Below are 15,115 nucleotides of genomic sequence, written 5' to 3'. Positions count from 1 at the left end.
TTGGGGATTTGACGATGCGACCCTTTGATGAGGATGCCCTGTCAGTGGCGTCCGGTTTTTCCTTGGCCGAACGCGAGGCCGTTTATCACGCGATCATGACGCGGCGCGACGTGCGCAGCCAGTTCCTGCCCGACCCATTGCCCGACGATGTCGTGGCGCGGCTCTTGACGGCCGCCCATCACGCGCCCTCGGTCGGCTTCATGCAGCCGTGGAATTTCATTCTGGTGAAAAGCGCCGCTGTCCGCTCGCGCGTGCGGGACGCCTTTGCCAAGGCCAACGAGGAGGCGGCGTTGATGTTCGAGGGTGAGCGGCGACAGGCCTACCGTTCCCTCAAGCTCGAAGGCATCGTCGAGGCGCCGCTCGGCATATGCGTGACTTGCGATCCCACCCGCAGCGGCAGCGTGGTGCTGGGGCGCACGCACAATCCGAGGATGGACAGCTATTCCACAGTCTGCGCGATCCAGAATCTCTGGCTTGCGGCCCGCGCCGAAGGCATCGGCATCGGCTGGGTCAGTATCTTCCGCGAAGGCGACCTGAAGAGCATTCTCGGCATACCCGAGCATGTCGAGGTGGTCGCCTGGCTCTGCGCCGGTTTCGTCGATCGGCTCTATGACGAGCCGGAACTCTCCGTCAAAGGCTGGCGGCAGCGGCTGCCGCTCGGGGAACTGGTCTTTCACGACGGCTGGGGACGGAGCGAGCGCTGAACGGCGTGCCTTCGAACCCGGCTCGGTCAATCACTGCTGTTGCGGCTGCGGCCCCGGCGTTGCCGGATTGGCGAGGTCGATCGAACCCTGATCGCCGGCGAGGAATTGCGGGCCGACCTGGCGGACCTTGTTCTGCGTGGGGTCGTAGGGACGATCGGGAACAGATGGCTGCGGGGCTGTTGCTGCCGCAGTATCTTTTACCGGCGGATTGGTGCGGATTGATGTGATCGAGCCCTGCTGCGGCGGCTCGCTCAAGGCCTGCTTGCCGCGCATCTCGTCGTAATAGGCGGTGAGATTGCAGGCGCAGGAGTTCTTTTCGCCGGGCGAGCGGTTCTTGTAGGCGAAGGCGTTCTTCATGGCGCTGTAGGGTGTGCCGGTGGCGACCGAGATCATGTTCGAGGCTTCGGTGCTGGTCACGTCGCGATAGAACAGTTCCGTCTCGATGCCGGGGCACATCTTGGCGCAGGTCTCAGCGTCGCGGCCGAAATCGACCGAGGTGGCGTTCGAGCTGATCGGAAAGAAGCCACCGTCGCAGCTGCGCACACACATGGTGCTGATGGGAGAGAGCATATCAGCCCGCGGCAGGCCGTAACGCGGATCCACCTCTCCACCGCCGCCGAGCGGAATGAAGGTGTCGCCGCGCATCGCCTGTTCCTCGATGCTGGGGGCGGGATCGTTGGCGCTGCGTTCGGACGGCGCATAGAAATTCTCGCTGTTGCAGCCGTTGCGCTCCAGAGCGGCCATCAGTTCCCGGCGCGCGCCGTCATCGCCCTGGTTGCGCAGCTCGTCGCGCCGATCTTGGAGGTAGCGGATATTGTCGATCATCCGGGCTTCGGCCTGCGAGAGTTCGGCGCAATAATCGGCATTCTCGCCGCCGATCACGACCATGCTGCCCGAGGTGCAGCCGTAGCTGCGCAGATCGTTGCGAACCTTGCGCAGCTCGAGATTCTGCTCGGCCATCGCGCTGGAATATTGGCGCGTTTCCGGGCCGTTGCCATTGCCGATCGATCGCGGCAGGTCCGCGAGGCGGCCGCGCAGGTCGTTGCAGATAGCGCTGGACTGCGCGGCGGCCGGCGATGCCAACGCAAGAAGAAGGACAAGAGAGAGGTTTCGGCGTTTCACGGCTCGTCCCGAAATGAGCATACGGTCGAAGATCGATGCGACGTCACTTCGCCGCGTGGTTTCTCTTAGCGTGTTTCTCTTAAGAAGCTGAGCTAAATTCCTAGCGCATTTTCGCGATTTTTTCCAGCGGTTGCAGGCATCTTCCGTTACGGGAGATCGGGAAGAGTTGGCTGATGTCAATGCTTGACGCGGCGGACGATGCAGTTCCAATGTCCGCTTGGGGATAGCAGGCCGGTCGCAGATCGCACTGGCCTGCGCGGCCGCACGGTGAAGGCGAAAAAGGGCTGAGAATTGACTGGCATTTCGGACGAGCTTTACTGCCCTGCAACGACATTCGGCGTACCAGACGCCCGACGCGGTCTCCAGGTCTTCGTGGATGGTTGTTATGAACCCGTTTCCGGGCGCGGAGGCTGGGCTTTTGTTGTCTATCGCGATGTCGCGGAAATCGCCTCCGGCTTCGGTGGCGTCGAAGATTCGGCCAATAATGCGATGGAATTGATCGCAGTGCTCAAGGCCGTCATGTGGATCAACAGCGAAGCAACGGGCGAAGCCGCAATCATCTGGTCGGATTCCGTCTATGTCGTCAAAGGCTGCAATATCAGGCGACATATCTGGAAGAACAACGGCTGGAAGAAAAGCAGTCCGAATGGGAGTGCCCGGAGCCGAACGATCGCCAATGCGGAGCTCTGGAAGGCAGTCGACCTTCAGCTCTCCCGGAACGCCCTGGCGACGATTGCCTGGTGCAAGGGGCATTCGGGCATTGCCGGCAATGAATGCGCGGATAGGCTTGCGGATAAAGGGCGCCTGTCGTTGCCGGGCGCCCGATAACTGTTGCATATCAACCGGTTGCAAATGCTCTGGACAAGCCCGAGCATGTCGAAATGAGGAGCCGGCTTATGCCGGCTGCGATGCTTCCACGACGGCGAGGGCTGCCATGTTGACGACGCCGCGGGAGGTGACCGACGGGGCGAGGATGTGGGCGGGCAGGGCGGCGCCGAGCAGGATCGGGCCGACATGCAGGCCGTCGGTCATCGACTTCACCACGCCGAGCGTGATGTTGGCGGCGTCGAGGTTCGGGAAGACCAGCAGGTTCGCCTCGTCGTGCAGCGTCGTATGCGGCATGACGCGTTTGCGCAGCGCCTCGGTGATGGCGCTTTCGCCGTGCATTTCACCATCGACTTCGAGATCCGGGGCGGCATCGCGCACGAGTTGCAGGGCATTGCGCATCTTCGTGGCGCTTTCGGATTCGCGCGAGCCGAAATTGGAATGCGAGACGAGAGCGGCGCGCGGGGTGATGCCGAAGCGGCGGATTTCCTCGGCCGCCAGCACCGTCGATTCGGCGACTTCCTCGGCGCTCGGATTGAAGGTGACGTAGGTGTCGGTGAAGAAGGTGGCGCCGCGCTGCGAGATCATCAGGCTGAGGGCCGAGAAATCGCGGACGTCCTTGCGCTTGCCGATGATCTGGCGGACGTCGCGAAGGTGTTTCTCGTAGCGGCCTTCGAGGCCGCAGATCAGCGCATCGGCCTCGCCGCGCCTGAGCGCCAGCGCCCCGATGACGGTGGTGTTGGTGCGTACGATGGTGCGGGCGGCTTCCGGAATGACGCCGCGGCGGCCGACGAGGGAGAAATAGAGATCGACATATTCGCGGAAGCGCGGATCGTCTTCCGGATTGATGACTTCGAAATCCTGCAGCGGGCGGATGCGCAGGCCGTAGCGCTTCAGGCGGGTTTCGATGACCTGCGGGCGGCCGATCAGGATCGGGTCGGCGAGACCTTCCTCGAGCAGCACCTGGGCGGCGCGCAGCACACGTTCGTCCTCGCCTTCCGAGAAGATGACGCGCTTGCGCTCGGCCGCCTTGGCGGCGGTGAAGATCGGCTTCATGACGAAGCCGGAGCGGAAGACGAAGCGGTTCAGCTGATCGAGATAGGCGTCGAAATCCTGGATCGGGCGGCGCGCCACGCCGCTCTGTTCGGCCGCCTTGGCGACAGCAGGCGCGATGCGCAGGATCAGACGCGGGTCGAAGGGCGAGGGGATCAGGTAATCGGGGCCGAAGACCGGGGTCTCGCCGGAATAGGCGCGGGCGGCGACATCGGACGGTTCCTCGCGGGCAAGGGCGGCGATGGCGCGCACGGCCGCCATCTTCATTTCCTCATTGATCGTCTCGGCGCCGCAATCGAGCGCGCCGCGGAAGATATAGGGGAAGCAGAGGACGTTGTTGACCTGGTTGGCGAAATCCGAGCGGCCGGTGCAGATCATCGCGTCAGGGCGGGCGGCACGGGCAAGGTCCGGCATGATCTCGGGCGTCGGGTTGGCGAGCGCCATGATCAGCGGCTTGTCGGCCATCTGCGCCAGCAGTTCCGGTTTCAGCACGCCGGCGGCCGAAAGGCCGAGGAAGACGTCGGCGCCGCCGATATTTTCGGCGAGCGTGCGGGTGTCGCTCTTCTGGGCGTAGACGGATTTCCATTCATCCATCAGCTCGGTGCGGCCTTCGTAGACAAGGCCTTCGAGATCGTGGACCCAGATGTTTTCGCGCTTGGCGCCAAGCGTCACCAGCAGGTTGAGGCAGGCAAGCGCTGCAGCACCCGCGCCCGAGGCGACGATCTTGACCTCCTCGATCTTCTTGCCGGCGAGCTCCAGCCCGTTCAGGATCGCGGCGGCGACGATGATCGCCGTGCCGTGCTGGTCGTCGTGGAAGACGGGGATCTTCATCTTCTCGCGCAGACGGCGCTCGACTTCGAAACATTCCGGCGCCTTGATGTCTTCGAGGTTGATGCCGCCGAAGGTCGGCTCCAGCGAGGAGACGGTCGAGACCATCTGGTCGACGCTTGCCGCGTCGATCTCGATATCGAAGACATCGATGCCGGCAAATTTCTTGAAGAGCACGGCCTTGCCCTCCATGACCGGCTTAGAGGCGAGCGGCCCGATATTGCCGAGGCCGAGAACGGCGGTGCCGTTGGAGATGACGGCGACGAGATTGGCGCGCGAGGTATATTCGGCCGCCATCTCCGGATTGTCGCGGATCGCAAGGCAGGGGGCGGCAACGCCGGGCGAATAGGCAAGGGCCAGATCGCGCTGATTGCCGAGCGGCTTGGTCGCCTGGATCTCCAGCTTGCCGGGGCGGGGGTAGCGGTGGAAGAAGAGCGCCTGTTCGTCGAGATCACCGCTCGTCAGGTTCTTTTCCGTCTTGGATTTTTCTTGGTGATCCATTGCCGCCTCCGTGCACGTCTTTTTCTGGAGTTCCCTCCATACATCAATCGGATACGGGCGACAGTATGGAAATGAGGGATGGGAGAAGTTTTCGATCGAACGGCAAAAACATCCCGGCCTCACGGACGGGATGTTCATCTTGGCTATCGGTGGTAAGCCCTCAGGCGGCGATGTTGACCCAGGCAGGCGCAATGGCGGTTCCGCGGCCGAGGCCGTAGCCGAGGCGGATGTTGAGCATGCCGAGCGGTTCCAGAAGTGTCGCGGCGTCAAGGCCGCCGGACTTTTCGATTGCAAATCCGGAGTCGACGACTAGACGCGAAACCTTTTCCACCGCGTCCTCATCATTTCCGGCGACGAATACCGGCACTTTCGACGTGGCGTCGCGGGGCGCGTTGAAGAGCTCGGCGAAGATGGTGTTGAAGGCCTTGACGACCTTGGCGCCGGCGGCAGCCTTCTGGATCTTCTCGGCGGCGGAAGTCTCGTGGCCGAAGAGCAGGCCGGAGAAATCAGGTTTCAACGGATTGCTGATATCGACGACGATCTTACCTGCGAGGGACGGCAAAGCGGCAATTTCAAGCGCGCTCGCATAGGGAACGGCAAGGACCACGATTCCGGCGGCGGCGATCGCTTCCGTGATGGGGGCGCTCTCGATGTTGAGGCTTTCGGCAAGGCTGCGTGCAGCCGTATCGTTGCGGCTGGCGATAACGAGATCAGTCTTGCCGGCGAGACGCGCGGCCAAGCCCGTGCCCATGTTTCCAATGCCAATAATTGCTGTTTTCATTGTGCTTTCTCCTATGATCCGATGGGATGACAAAGAGATACATCCAAGCAATTCATTCGTTAATTGCATTGATTGCGATAATAGAACTGCATAAAAGTATCGAATGCCCGATCTTTTGAACCTGCAGACCCTCATTGCCGCCGCGACATCGGGAAGCTTTGCCGGAGCGGCGAAGCGGCTTGGCATTTCGCCTGCGATGGTTGGCCGGCGCATCCAGGCGCTGGAGCAGGAGTACGGAGTTAAGCTGATCGAACGCACCACGCGCACGCAGCGGCTGACCGAGATCGGCTCTCGGTTTCTGGTCAAGGCAAACAGGATCATCGACGAGCTGGAGGAGCTCAACGACATCTCCCGCCCTGATGTCGAGGCCCTGTCTGGACGCCTGCGTGTAAGCGCCCCGACGACACTGGGGATCAAGCGGCTCGCGCCTGTCATGGCCGAGCTCGCGGAGCGGCATCCGGCACTTTCCGTCGAGCTCAATCTCAGCGACCGCAATGTCGATCTCGTGGCCGAGGGTTACGATCTGGCGATCAGGATCGGCGAATTGAAGCCATCCTCCCTGATTGCGCGCCGGGTCGGCAGCTATCATTTCGTCTGTTGCGCCTCTCCGGCCTATCTTGAACGATTTGCGGCGCCGGAGCGGCCCGAGGATCTTCGCCTCGGCCGCTGCATCCTCAATCTCAATCTCGTTCCGCGCGACGAATGGCCGTTCGAGACGGACGACGGGGAGAGTTTCACGGTCGCGGTGCGCGGCAACATCGAGATCGACAACGGAGAGGCACTCAGGACGGCAGCGCTCGCCGGCGCAGGCATCATCTACATCCCCGTCGATCTCGTTGCGGAAGACATAGCCGATGGAAGGCTTGTGGAGGTTCTCTCCGGTTGGCGAAAACTGGTGCTGCCGATCCACGCCGTCCATCCATCGCGTCGGTTCGTGCCGGGGCGGATCGGCGCGGTGATCGATGCGATCGCGCGCGGGCTGCGGGGTTAGATATCTGTCGGCTCTCGGCAGGGATTGCCGTCCGCGAACATCAATTTCCGACGTGAAGTCAATGGAATGCCACTTCTGCAGTTGCAGCCACAGGGAGCTAATCCTTTTCGGAACTTGTTTGGCGGCCCCAGCAAGCGCAAAATGCCGCCGCGACGGTGCGGGGCGCCGGTCGCATGGAGGAAATCATGGACAATTTGAACCTCACGACCCTGCAAAAGGGGCAGACGATGGTCAATGACGTGGCCATTGATGCCTTTGCCGCCGGATTTCGCGGCAATCTCCTGACCGGCAAAGATTTGGATTACAATGCGGCGCGGACGATCTGGAACGCGATGATCGACCGCCGGCCCGGCCTGATCGCACGCTGCGCGGGTGCAGCCGATGTCGTGCGCGCGGTGCGCTTCGCCCGCGACAACAATCTGCTCGTTTCGGTGCGCGGCGGCGGACACGGCATTGCCGGCAATGCGGTCTGCGAGGGCGGTATCGTCATCGACCTGTCGGCCATGAAATCAGTGCGCGTCGATCCTGAGATACGCCGTGCCTGGATCGGGCCGGGCGCGACGCTGGCCGACGTCGACCAGGAAACGATGGCCTTCGGACTGGTGCTGCCGACCGGCATCAATTCCACGACCGGCATCGCCGGACTGACGCTCGGCGGCGGATTCGGCTGGCTGACCCGCAAATTCGGGTTGACCGTCGACAATCTGCTTTCGGTCGATGTGGTGACGGCCGACGGCGAACTGGTCAAGGCGAGCGAGACGGAAAGGCCGGACCTCTTCTGGGCATTGCGCGGCGGCGGCGGCAATTTCGGTGTCGTCACTTCCTTCGAGTTCCAGCTCAACCCGCTCAATACCGAGGTTCTCGCCGGGCTGGTCGTGCACCCCTTTGCCGATGCGGAAAAGGTGCTGAAGGAATATCGGCAGGCGCTGGAAGCGGCACCCGATGAACTGACCTGCTGGGTGGTGATGCGCCAGGCGCCGCCGCTGCCGTTCCTTCCCCAGGAATGGCATGGCAAGGAGGTCCTGGTGCTTGCCATGTGTTATTGCGGGGACATGGCGGCCGGGGAAAAGGCAACATCCAGATTGCGCGCGATCGGAAAACCCATCGCCGACGTCGTCGGCCCGGTGCCGTTCACCGGCTGGCAGCAGGCATTCGATCCGTTGCTCACACCCGGTGCGCGCAACTACTGGAAGAGCCAGGACTTTGCTTCGCTCTCTGATGCGGCAATCGACGTTTTGCTCAACGCTGTGCGCAAACTGCCGGGGCCGGAATGCGAAATATTCGTCGGCCATGTCGGCGGAGCCGCTGGCCGCATCCCCACCGAGGCCACCGCATTTCCGCAGCGCAGCTCGCATTTCGTCATGAATGTGCATGCGCGCTGGCGGGAGAGCGGCATGGACGCAAGCTGCATCGGCTGGGCACGCGAGCTGTTCGAGGCAACCAAGCCGCTTGCAGTCGGCACCGCCTATATCAACTTCATGCCGGAGGATGAGACCGATCGGGTCGAAATGGCTTACGGCGCCAATTATGCCCGGCTTGCCGAAATCAAGCTGCGTTATGATCCGAACAATCTGTTCCGCATGAACCAGAATGTGAAACCGACCGCGGCCGTGCGGGCTGCCTGAGAGGAGCGATAGATACCTGCAAGTCGAAGCCGCCGCTGCGCGTCACGCAGAACGCGCGGCGCTTTACGTCTTCGGCTGGTGACAGGCGGATTGCTTTGTCACCCATCGGTGATGACGAGCAATTCCTGCAGCAGAGCCGCATCGTCGGACCCGGGATCTCCGTCGGGTCTCAGAACATGGGTAAGCCATGCCTCGTCCGCCGCCAGGCGGACGATTTCGAGCCGGGTTCCCGTGTCGTGCCGGATGAGGATCAGGGATTTCCGATCGTCGACGTTCAGGGGCCGCCGGAAAGGGCTTGTGAATCGCATAAGTGTGTGCTTATGTGTCGTCATGATAGAGCATGATATTTTCCGGGCTTTGGCCGATCCGACCCGCCGTACGATTTTCGAGAAGCTGGCGAACGGCAGCATGAATGCCAGCGCGCTTCGGCAGGGTATGGATATCAGCCAGCCGGCGATGTCCCAACACCTCGCAGTGTTGCGGGAGGCACGACTGGTGCGCGAACAGCGGGAGGGACGTTTCGTGAATTACCAAGTCGATCCGGACGGGCTCGCCCTCATCGCAGAATGGCTGGCGAAATATCGTGCCTACTGGCCCACCCGCATCGATGCTCTCAAGCTCTTGCTGAAGGATATGGACCAATGAACGAGGTGAAGACCCTAGCGCAGACCAAACAACAGCAAACCGGCTTCGAACAGAGATACGAACTCGATGCGCCGCCGGAAAAGGTCTGGCGGGCCATCAGCATTGCGGAATTCCGGGAGAAGTGGCTGCCGAAGGAAGCGCTGGCCGATCCGCAATCGCTCTCCGAGACACCGGGCAAAGAGGTTCGCTACAAATTGCGCGACGAAAGCCCGCCCTTCCTCGAAAGCACCGTCACCTTCACGATCACGCCGAACGCGTCGGGCGGCACAAGCCTGCGGATCATCCATGAATTGACCGGCGTGACATTCGAGCGTCTCACGAGCTCGGTCGCCAACAGCAACAGCCCGGTCCTCATGCTCGCCGCCTGACACGGCAAGCATCCCCGTCATAGTCCCAAACGATTGGAGTTCGCCGATGCGCGAAGCGATGCAACTCGTCCCTATGGTCGTCGAACAATCCTCCAGAGGGGAGCGATCTTTCGATATCTACTCCCGTCTGCTTAGAGAGAGGATCATCTTCCTCAACGGCGAGGTAAACGACACCGTCTCGGCGCTCGTCTGTGCGCAATTGCTGTTTCTTGAAGCCGAAAATCCCAGGAAGCCGATCCATCTTTATATCAATTCGCCAGGTGGTGTCGTGACCAGCGGTCTCGCGATGTACGATACGATGCGCTACATCCGTGCGCCGGTGCATACGCTGTGCATGGGGACCGCCCGTTCGATGGGCTCGTTCCTGTTGATGTCAGGCCAGCCGGGTGAGCGCACAGCGCTTCCCAATGCCAGCATCCATTTTCACCAGCCATTGGGCGGTTTCCAGGGGCAGGCATCGGACATGTTCATCCATGCGGAAGAAATGAGACGGACGAAGCACCGCATGACACGGCTCTACGCAGAGCATTGTGGGCGCACCTACGAGGATTTCGAGCGTGCGATGGACCGCGACCGTTTCATGACAGCGGAAGAGGCGGTGGAATGGGGCCTTATCGACCGCATCCTGCAGGTTCGGGAAGTCACGACCGAGCAATGACTTGCCGCCGGTTTTCACCTGCGGTGCAGATGCCCATCTGCGACCCAAAATCTACAAAAGGCAGTCTTGTGATTTTCGTATGTTTGGGATTTTCGTATGTTGAAGTGCGCGCCTGTCGGCCGGCTCGGTTCAAAGCCTGATCACGGTCCGCCGGTCTTCGGCTTAATCGTCACGTCGGCGCCATAGGCATCGCGCAGTTCGCCTTCCTGCCCGGGCTGCCGGTCGGCCGCCTGGTGAAGCAGGATCGACTCGAATCCCTGCAGGCGCGTTCCCTCGATCAGCGTGATATCGGCATTTCCAGGGTTGTCGGATCGCTCGAACCATTCGACGGGGCGGTGCAGAAAATTCATTTCGACCGCCCGGTTGGTGACGCCATGGCCGACGATGACGACGTTGTGGTCGCCGCTTTCGGCATCGCGCATCACCGTCTGGAGGAAAAGCCGCACCCGCTGGGCTACATCGGCGCGGCTTTCGCCATCAGGCGGCCGGGCGTAGAACTTGCCGCTGCTGTTGCGCAGCCTGGCCCATTTTTCGAATTCCTCGGGGAATTTCTGCTTCTGCTCGGCATGGTCGTAGATTTCGGTGAAGAGACCGAAATCCTGCTCGCGCAGCAGATAATCCTCCCGGATGTCGCCGACGGAGCTTTCCGGCAGGGCCGAGAGCAGCGCATCCTTGCTCTGGCGCGTGCGCAGGAATGGCGAATACCAGATGTGGAGCGGAGAACCTTGGCTCGGCAATCCCTTCAAATAGGAGGCGATGACTGTGCCTGCCTCGACCGCCTGGCGATAGCCCCATTGCGTCAGAGGCACGTTGTGATCGCCGAATTGGCGATAGGCCCGTTCGTTGATGTTGCCGAGGGATTCGCCGTGGCGAACGAGAAAGAGACGCATCAGCCATCCCGCAGTGTCGAATATGGAATCGTCGCCATCATGAACGCGCCCGATCCACAGGGCAACACTGCCGGCGAGAAGGGAGAGGGCGAAGCGCTTAGTCTCCGCTCGCTCCGAATCTCCGCGGCCCGTCGCTCCTGTTCACGGTCTCGCCGATGGATTGAACAGTCTCCATCGCGGCAAGCGCCGGCATGATCATCGCCATATGGCTGATCGACCGCTCAACGGTGTCTTCGTCCATTTTCATTCTCCCGAGGCTTAAACACTCGGGAGGATTCGGTTCCAAAAGTGAAAGGGCGTCTTCGGGAAGATCAGCGGCCCTGGAAGATCTTGACGAGCTTTGGCGTAAAACGGTGAGCCTTGATGTCGAGGAGATCCTGATACGTGGCGCGACCGGAGATCGCGGCCGCCAGATATCGCTGGCAGGCGACCCTGGGAGCGTCCTTGTCCGAGACGTTTGTCACAATCCCGGCGGTATGACGCTGATTTGCGTCGAAATCCTTTGCGCACTCTTTGACGAACTCATTTCTCGCTCTCGCGCTGCCTTCCAGCAGCGTGACGGTCGCATCATATTGCTGCTGCGTCGGTGCACAGCCTGCAAGCAGTGCAATAGAAATCATTATTGTCGCGGTGCGGGCGCGCATCATCAATCCCCCGGGGTTATGCCTTGATCGGCGATTGCTGTTAATTTGATTCTCGGTATGCGGGAAAGATCCCGAACCTCGCGGCTGAAAAATAAGATGATCCGATTCCCCGGTGTTGTATTGCGAGCTTCGGGGCCGGACGGGATCGACGTTGCCATCCGGGCGGAAAGAGCAGGTTTACAGGGCTTTTCCCCAGCTTGTCATCTTCCTGAAACACGAGTCTGGTTTTGGAAGGCTAGATGAAAGATGGGGCATGAGCGGCAGCTCGTGATAGACATGATGGAACCCAGACATTTCCGCACGCTCTTCATTTCCGATGTCCATCTCGGCTCGAAGGCCGCGAAGGCGGATTTCCTCTTGGATTTCCTGCGCTACCATGAGGCCGATACGATCGTCCTCCTCGGCGACATCGTCGATGGCTGGCGCCTGAAGCGCAGCTGGTACTGGCCGCAGGTCTGCAACGACGTCGTCCAGAAGCTGCTGCGCAAGGCGCGCAAGGGCACACGCGTCGTCTATATCCCCGGCAATCACGACGAATTCCTGCGCGACTTCCCGGGCATGCATTTCGGCGGCATCGAGGTCGTCGAGCGCATGATGCATGATGGCGCCGACGGCAAAAAATACCTGATCCTGCACGGCGACGAGTTCGACGTCGTCGTCCGCAACGCCCGGCTGCTCGCCTATCTCGGCGACTGGGCCTACGATACGGCGATCCGCATCAACCTCCTGCTGGCGGCCGTGCGCCGCCGCCTCGGCATGCCCTACTGGTCGTTCTCGGCCTGGGCGAAGCTCCAGGTCAAGCATGCCGTCAACTTCATCGGGGAGTTCGAGCGAGTCGTGACGGAGGAAGCCCGTAAAAGCGGCGCCGACGGCGTGATCTGCGGACACATCCATCATGCCATCATCCAGGATATGGACGGCATCCGCTACATCAATACCGGCGATTGGGTGGAAAGCTGCACGGCGGTCGCCGAACATGAGGACGGCACCTTCGAACTGATCACTTGGCGGGCGCTTGCCAGCGTTGTGCCGGCCCTTGCCGCCGTCGAGCGAGAAGACGCAGAGTTCGCACCCCAAGCTGCCTGATTTTCGTGTCGGCGCCTCGGCGCCCGCGTTCTCAGGAATATAGCCGTTACCTTCAGGTGACAGGCCCTATTTATTTTCTAAAACGTTTCAGTAGGGCTATTTCTCGCAATAGTCGCCTCCGGGGTGCCGTGTTAGGACAAGGTTAGTTTCCTTCAGGTCCCCCGATGATTCCCGCTCAACATTCTCCGACAGGTGAGGGAGCGCCGCCGCGCTTCCGGCTGCTCAGCGCGCTTTCCTATTGCGCGCCGCTGCTCGTCAACGGCGTCGTCCTGCCGTTCTTTCCCGTCTGGCTCGCAACCCACAGTTTCAGCGACCACGAGATCGGCATTATCCTTGCCGTACCAATGGTGGTTCGCGTGCTGGTCGCGCCTATCGTCGCGATGATCGCCGACCGTCTGAAGGAACGCGCCGACGTGCTGCTCTGGTCGGGCAGCCTGTCGCTTCTGACGGCGATCGCGCTCTTCTGGACGACGAGTTTCTGGCCGGTGACGATCGTCTATGCGCTGCAGGGCGCCACCTTTGCTCCCTATGTGCCGGTCGTCGAATCGATCGTCATCTCGGGCGTGCGCCGCTGGGGGCTCGATTACGGGTCGATGCGCGTATGGGGCTCGATCGCCTTCATCGTCTCGACGCTGGTCGGCGGCCAGCTGGTCAGCCGGTGGGGCGGCGAGATGGTGCTGAATGTTATGGTGTTCGGCTTTACCATGACCGTGGTCATGGCGATCTTCTGTCCGCGCATAGGGCCGACGCGGCGCCGCGGCCAGCCGCTCGACATTCCGGCCGCCACCGGCAGCGGCCTGCGTGAACCGCATCTGCTGCTGCTTCTGATCGGCGTTGCCATTCAGCAGTCGAGCCATGCGGTGCTCAACGCGTTTTCGTCGATCTACTGGCACCATCTCGGCCTATCGGGCACCGAGGTAGGCCTGCTCTGGAGCGCCGGCGTCGCTTCGGAAGTGACGGTGTTCTTTCTGTCGAAACGTCTCAGCCGGCGCTTCGACGCCTGGACGCTGATCCGCTTCGGCTGCGCCGTCAGCGTCTGCCGCTGGATCCTCTTTCCGATGAATACCGGCTTTGCCGGTTTTTTCCTGCTGCAATGTTTTCACGGCTTCACCTATGCCTTCGTGCATACGGGCGTGCAGCGGCGGATCGTGGCGACAGTCCAGGAGACGCAGGAATCCTCGGCGCAGGGCGCCTATTTCTTCTATGTCGGCATGGCGATGGCGCTGATGACGCTCGCATCGGGTTATCTCTATGCCTGGCTCGGCGTCGTCAGCTATTACGTCATGGCGCTGGTCGCGTTTACCGGCCTCGGCCTTGTCATCTCAGCCTATTACCTTCAGCCCCAGAGCGCGCTTTCGGGCGGAAAGACCAGGGAAGCAGCGTAACGCAGGCCGGGCTCGCGGTCGCGGGCCAGCAGCAGCGGGCCGTCGAGATCGACGAAATCGGCATTCTGGGCGAGCAGCACGGCGGGCGCCATCGCAAGCGAGGTGCCGACCATGCAGCCGATCATGATGGAAAAGCCGAGCCGTTCGGCCTCGGCCTTCATCACCAGCGCTTCCGTCAGGCCACCGGTCTTGTCGAGCTTGATGTTGATCGCGTCGTAACGGTCGGCAAGGCTCGCGAGATCGCCGGTATGGTGGACGCTTTCGTCGGCGCAGACGAGCAGCGGCCGGCGGATTTCGGCGAGCATCCCATCGCGGCCGGCCGGCAGCGGCTGCTCGACAAGAGCCACGCCCGCTTGTGCGGCGATATGAAGATGACGTTCCAGCACCGCTTCCGGCCAGCCTTCATTGGCATCGAGGATGATGGCGGCATCGGGTGCGGCGGCGCGAACGGCGCGGATACGGCTTTCATCGTCGCCTGTTCCGACCTTGACCTTGAGCAGCGCGCGGCCGGCATGTTCGCGCGCCTGCGCGGCCATCACCTCGGGTTCGCCGAGCGAGATGGTGTAAGCGGTGGTGAGCGGCTTCAGTTCGACAAGGCCGAGACGAGCCGCGACGCTTTCACCCGTGCGTTTGGCTTCCAGGTCCCAGAGGGCGCAATCGACGGCGTTGCGGGCAGCGCCCGGCGGCATCGTCGAGAGCAGGTCGCGGCGCGAGATCCCGGCCTCGATCAGCGGGCGGGCGGCCTCGATCTGGGCGAAAACGCTCTCCATGGTCTCGCCATAACGGCGATAGGGCACGCATTCGCCATGCCCTCGCGCACCGTCTTCGGTGAGCGTGCAGCCAATCACCTCGGCCTCGGTCTTTGCGCCGCGCGAGATGGTGAAGGTCCCGGCAATCGGAAAGGAAATCATCTGGATATCAAGGGTGCGCGGCATTATTGCTGTCCTGCGAGCATGGAAATTGCAGCTTGCTTCTGTATATTGACGCGCCGGTCGTCGAACGGTCGTTC

The 15,115-nt window shown here is 61.8% G+C and carries 16 protein-coding genes and 1 pseudogene; 9 read left to right on the top strand and 8 right to left on the bottom strand.

Going from position 1 to position 15,115, the window contains the following annotated elements:
• The first annotated feature begins 14 nt into the window (after positions 1-14).
• Entirely contained in the window at positions 15-704 is a 690-nt protein-coding gene (bluB, locus tag CO666_RS14900) for a 5,6-dimethylbenzimidazole synthase (protein WP_097612872.1), read from the top strand.
• A 30-nt stretch (positions 705-734) separates the two neighbouring features.
• On the opposite strand, the gene CO666_RS14895 is transcribed toward bluB, so the two are convergent.
• The gene (locus CO666_RS14895; RefSeq protein WP_097613044.1) at positions 735-1,826 is read right to left on the bottom strand and encodes a DUF2865 domain-containing protein; all 1,092 of its coding nucleotides are present in this window, start codon (positions 1,824-1,826) and stop codon (positions 735-737) included.
• A 291-nt stretch (positions 1,827-2,117) separates the two neighbouring features.
• On the opposite strand from CO666_RS14895, the gene CO666_RS14890 reads away from it, so the two are divergent.
• Positions 2,118-2,654 (top strand): ribonuclease H family protein, encoded by a 537-nt coding sequence (locus CO666_RS14890; RefSeq protein WP_097612871.1) that lies wholly within the window; start codon positions 2,118-2,120, stop codon positions 2,652-2,654.
• Positions 2,655-2,720: 66 nt separating this feature from the next.
• Here the strand turns inward: CO666_RS14890 and CO666_RS14885 are convergent, their stop codons facing one another.
• A complete protein-coding gene (locus CO666_RS14885; RefSeq protein WP_097612870.1) occupies positions 2,721-5,033 on the bottom strand; it encodes an NADP-dependent malic enzyme in 2,313 nt (770 codons plus the stop codon).
• A gap of 160 nt (positions 5,034-5,193) precedes the next feature.
• Positions 5,194-5,814: an NADPH-dependent F420 reductase gene (locus CO666_RS14880; protein WP_097612869.1), complete on the bottom strand. Its 621-nt coding sequence runs from the start codon at positions 5,812-5,814 to the stop codon at positions 5,194-5,196.
• A 103-nt stretch (positions 5,815-5,917) separates the two neighbouring features.
• Between CO666_RS14880 and CO666_RS14875 the strand changes: the two genes are divergently transcribed.
• Both CO666_RS14875 and CO666_RS14870 read left to right on the top strand, forming a co-directional pair.
• Entirely contained in the window at positions 5,918-6,805 is an 888-nt protein-coding gene (locus tag CO666_RS14875) for a LysR family transcriptional regulator (RefSeq protein WP_097612868.1), read from the top strand.
• Between the two features lie 185 nt (positions 6,806-6,990).
• Entirely contained in the window at positions 6,991-8,430 is a 1,440-nt protein-coding gene (locus tag CO666_RS14870) for an FAD-binding oxidoreductase (protein WP_097612867.1), read from the top strand.
• Positions 8,431-8,528: 98 nt separating this feature from the next.
• On the opposite strand, the pseudogene CO666_RS14865 reads toward CO666_RS14870, so the two are convergent.
• Positions 8,529-8,678 (bottom strand): annotated as a pseudogene (locus CO666_RS14865) (TetR/AcrR family transcriptional regulator); the annotation flags it as partial.
• A gap of 82 nt (positions 8,679-8,760) precedes the next feature.
• Between CO666_RS14865 and CO666_RS14860 the strand changes: the two are divergent.
• From CO666_RS14860 to CO666_RS14850, 3 genes are read left to right on the top strand one after another with little or no spacing between them, the layout of a single operon-like run.
• On the top strand, positions 8,761-9,075 hold the full coding sequence (locus CO666_RS14860; RefSeq protein ID WP_097612865.1) for an ArsR/SmtB family transcription factor: 315 nt from the start codon (positions 8,761-8,763) through the stop codon (positions 9,073-9,075).
• Complete coding sequence (locus CO666_RS14855) at positions 9,072-9,443, top strand: SRPBCC family protein (protein WP_097612864.1); 372 nt, start codon at positions 9,072-9,074, stop codon at positions 9,441-9,443. Before CO666_RS14860 ends, CO666_RS14855 begins: the two co-directional genes overlap by 4 nt.
• A gap of 46 nt (positions 9,444-9,489) precedes the next feature.
• Entirely contained in the window at positions 9,490-10,101 is a 612-nt protein-coding gene (locus tag CO666_RS14850; protein ID WP_097612863.1) for an ATP-dependent Clp protease proteolytic subunit, read from the top strand.
• A 140-nt stretch (positions 10,102-10,241) separates the two neighbouring features.
• Here the strand turns inward: CO666_RS14850 and CO666_RS14845 are convergent, their stop codons facing one another.
• The 3 genes from CO666_RS14845 to CO666_RS14840 all read right to left on the bottom strand — a co-directional run bounded on the left by CO666_RS14845 (position 10,242) and on the right by CO666_RS14840 (position 11,635).
• The gene (locus tag CO666_RS14845) at positions 10,242-10,991 is read right to left on the bottom strand and encodes a histidine phosphatase family protein (RefSeq protein WP_097612862.1); all 750 of its coding nucleotides are present in this window, start codon (positions 10,989-10,991) and stop codon (positions 10,242-10,244) included.
• A 97-nt stretch (positions 10,992-11,088) separates the two neighbouring features.
• Positions 11,089-11,232 (bottom strand): hypothetical protein, encoded by a 144-nt coding sequence (locus CO666_RS34165; RefSeq protein WP_179869688.1) that lies wholly within the window; start codon positions 11,230-11,232, stop codon positions 11,089-11,091.
• A gap of 70 nt (positions 11,233-11,302) precedes the next feature.
• Positions 11,303-11,635 (bottom strand): hypothetical protein, encoded by a 333-nt coding sequence (locus tag CO666_RS14840; RefSeq protein WP_097613043.1) that lies wholly within the window; start codon positions 11,633-11,635, stop codon positions 11,303-11,305.
• A 246-nt stretch (positions 11,636-11,881) separates the two neighbouring features.
• On the opposite strand from CO666_RS14840, the gene CO666_RS14835 reads away from it, so the two are divergent.
• Together CO666_RS14835 and CO666_RS14830 are read left to right on the top strand one after the other, a co-directional pair.
• Positions 11,882-12,721, top strand: coding sequence for a UDP-2,3-diacylglucosamine diphosphatase (locus CO666_RS14835; RefSeq protein ID WP_097612861.1), 840 nt, complete (start codon positions 11,882-11,884; stop codon positions 12,719-12,721).
• A 164-nt stretch (positions 12,722-12,885) separates the two neighbouring features.
• Positions 12,886-14,106 carry an MFS transporter gene (locus CO666_RS14830; RefSeq protein WP_097612860.1) on the top strand — a complete coding sequence of 407 codons (1,221 nt, stop codon included), beginning with the start codon at positions 12,886-12,888 and terminating at the stop codon, positions 14,104-14,106.
• Here CO666_RS14830 and dgcA read toward each other — a convergent pair.
• A complete protein-coding gene (dgcA, locus tag CO666_RS14825; RefSeq protein WP_097612859.1) occupies positions 14,058-15,041 on the bottom strand; it encodes an N-acetyl-D-Glu racemase DgcA in 984 nt (327 codons plus the stop codon). The two genes, CO666_RS14830 and dgcA, sit on opposite strands and share 49 nt — an antisense overlap.
• Positions 15,042-15,115: the final 74 nt, after the last annotated feature.

Source organism: Rhizobium chutanense, from assembly GCF_002531935.1.
Lineage (GTDB): Bacteria > Pseudomonadota > Alphaproteobacteria > Rhizobiales > Rhizobiaceae > Rhizobium > Rhizobium chutanense.
The sequence above is the reverse complement of the archived record's forward strand: the minus strand, read 5'-3'. Positions and strand labels throughout refer to the sequence as shown.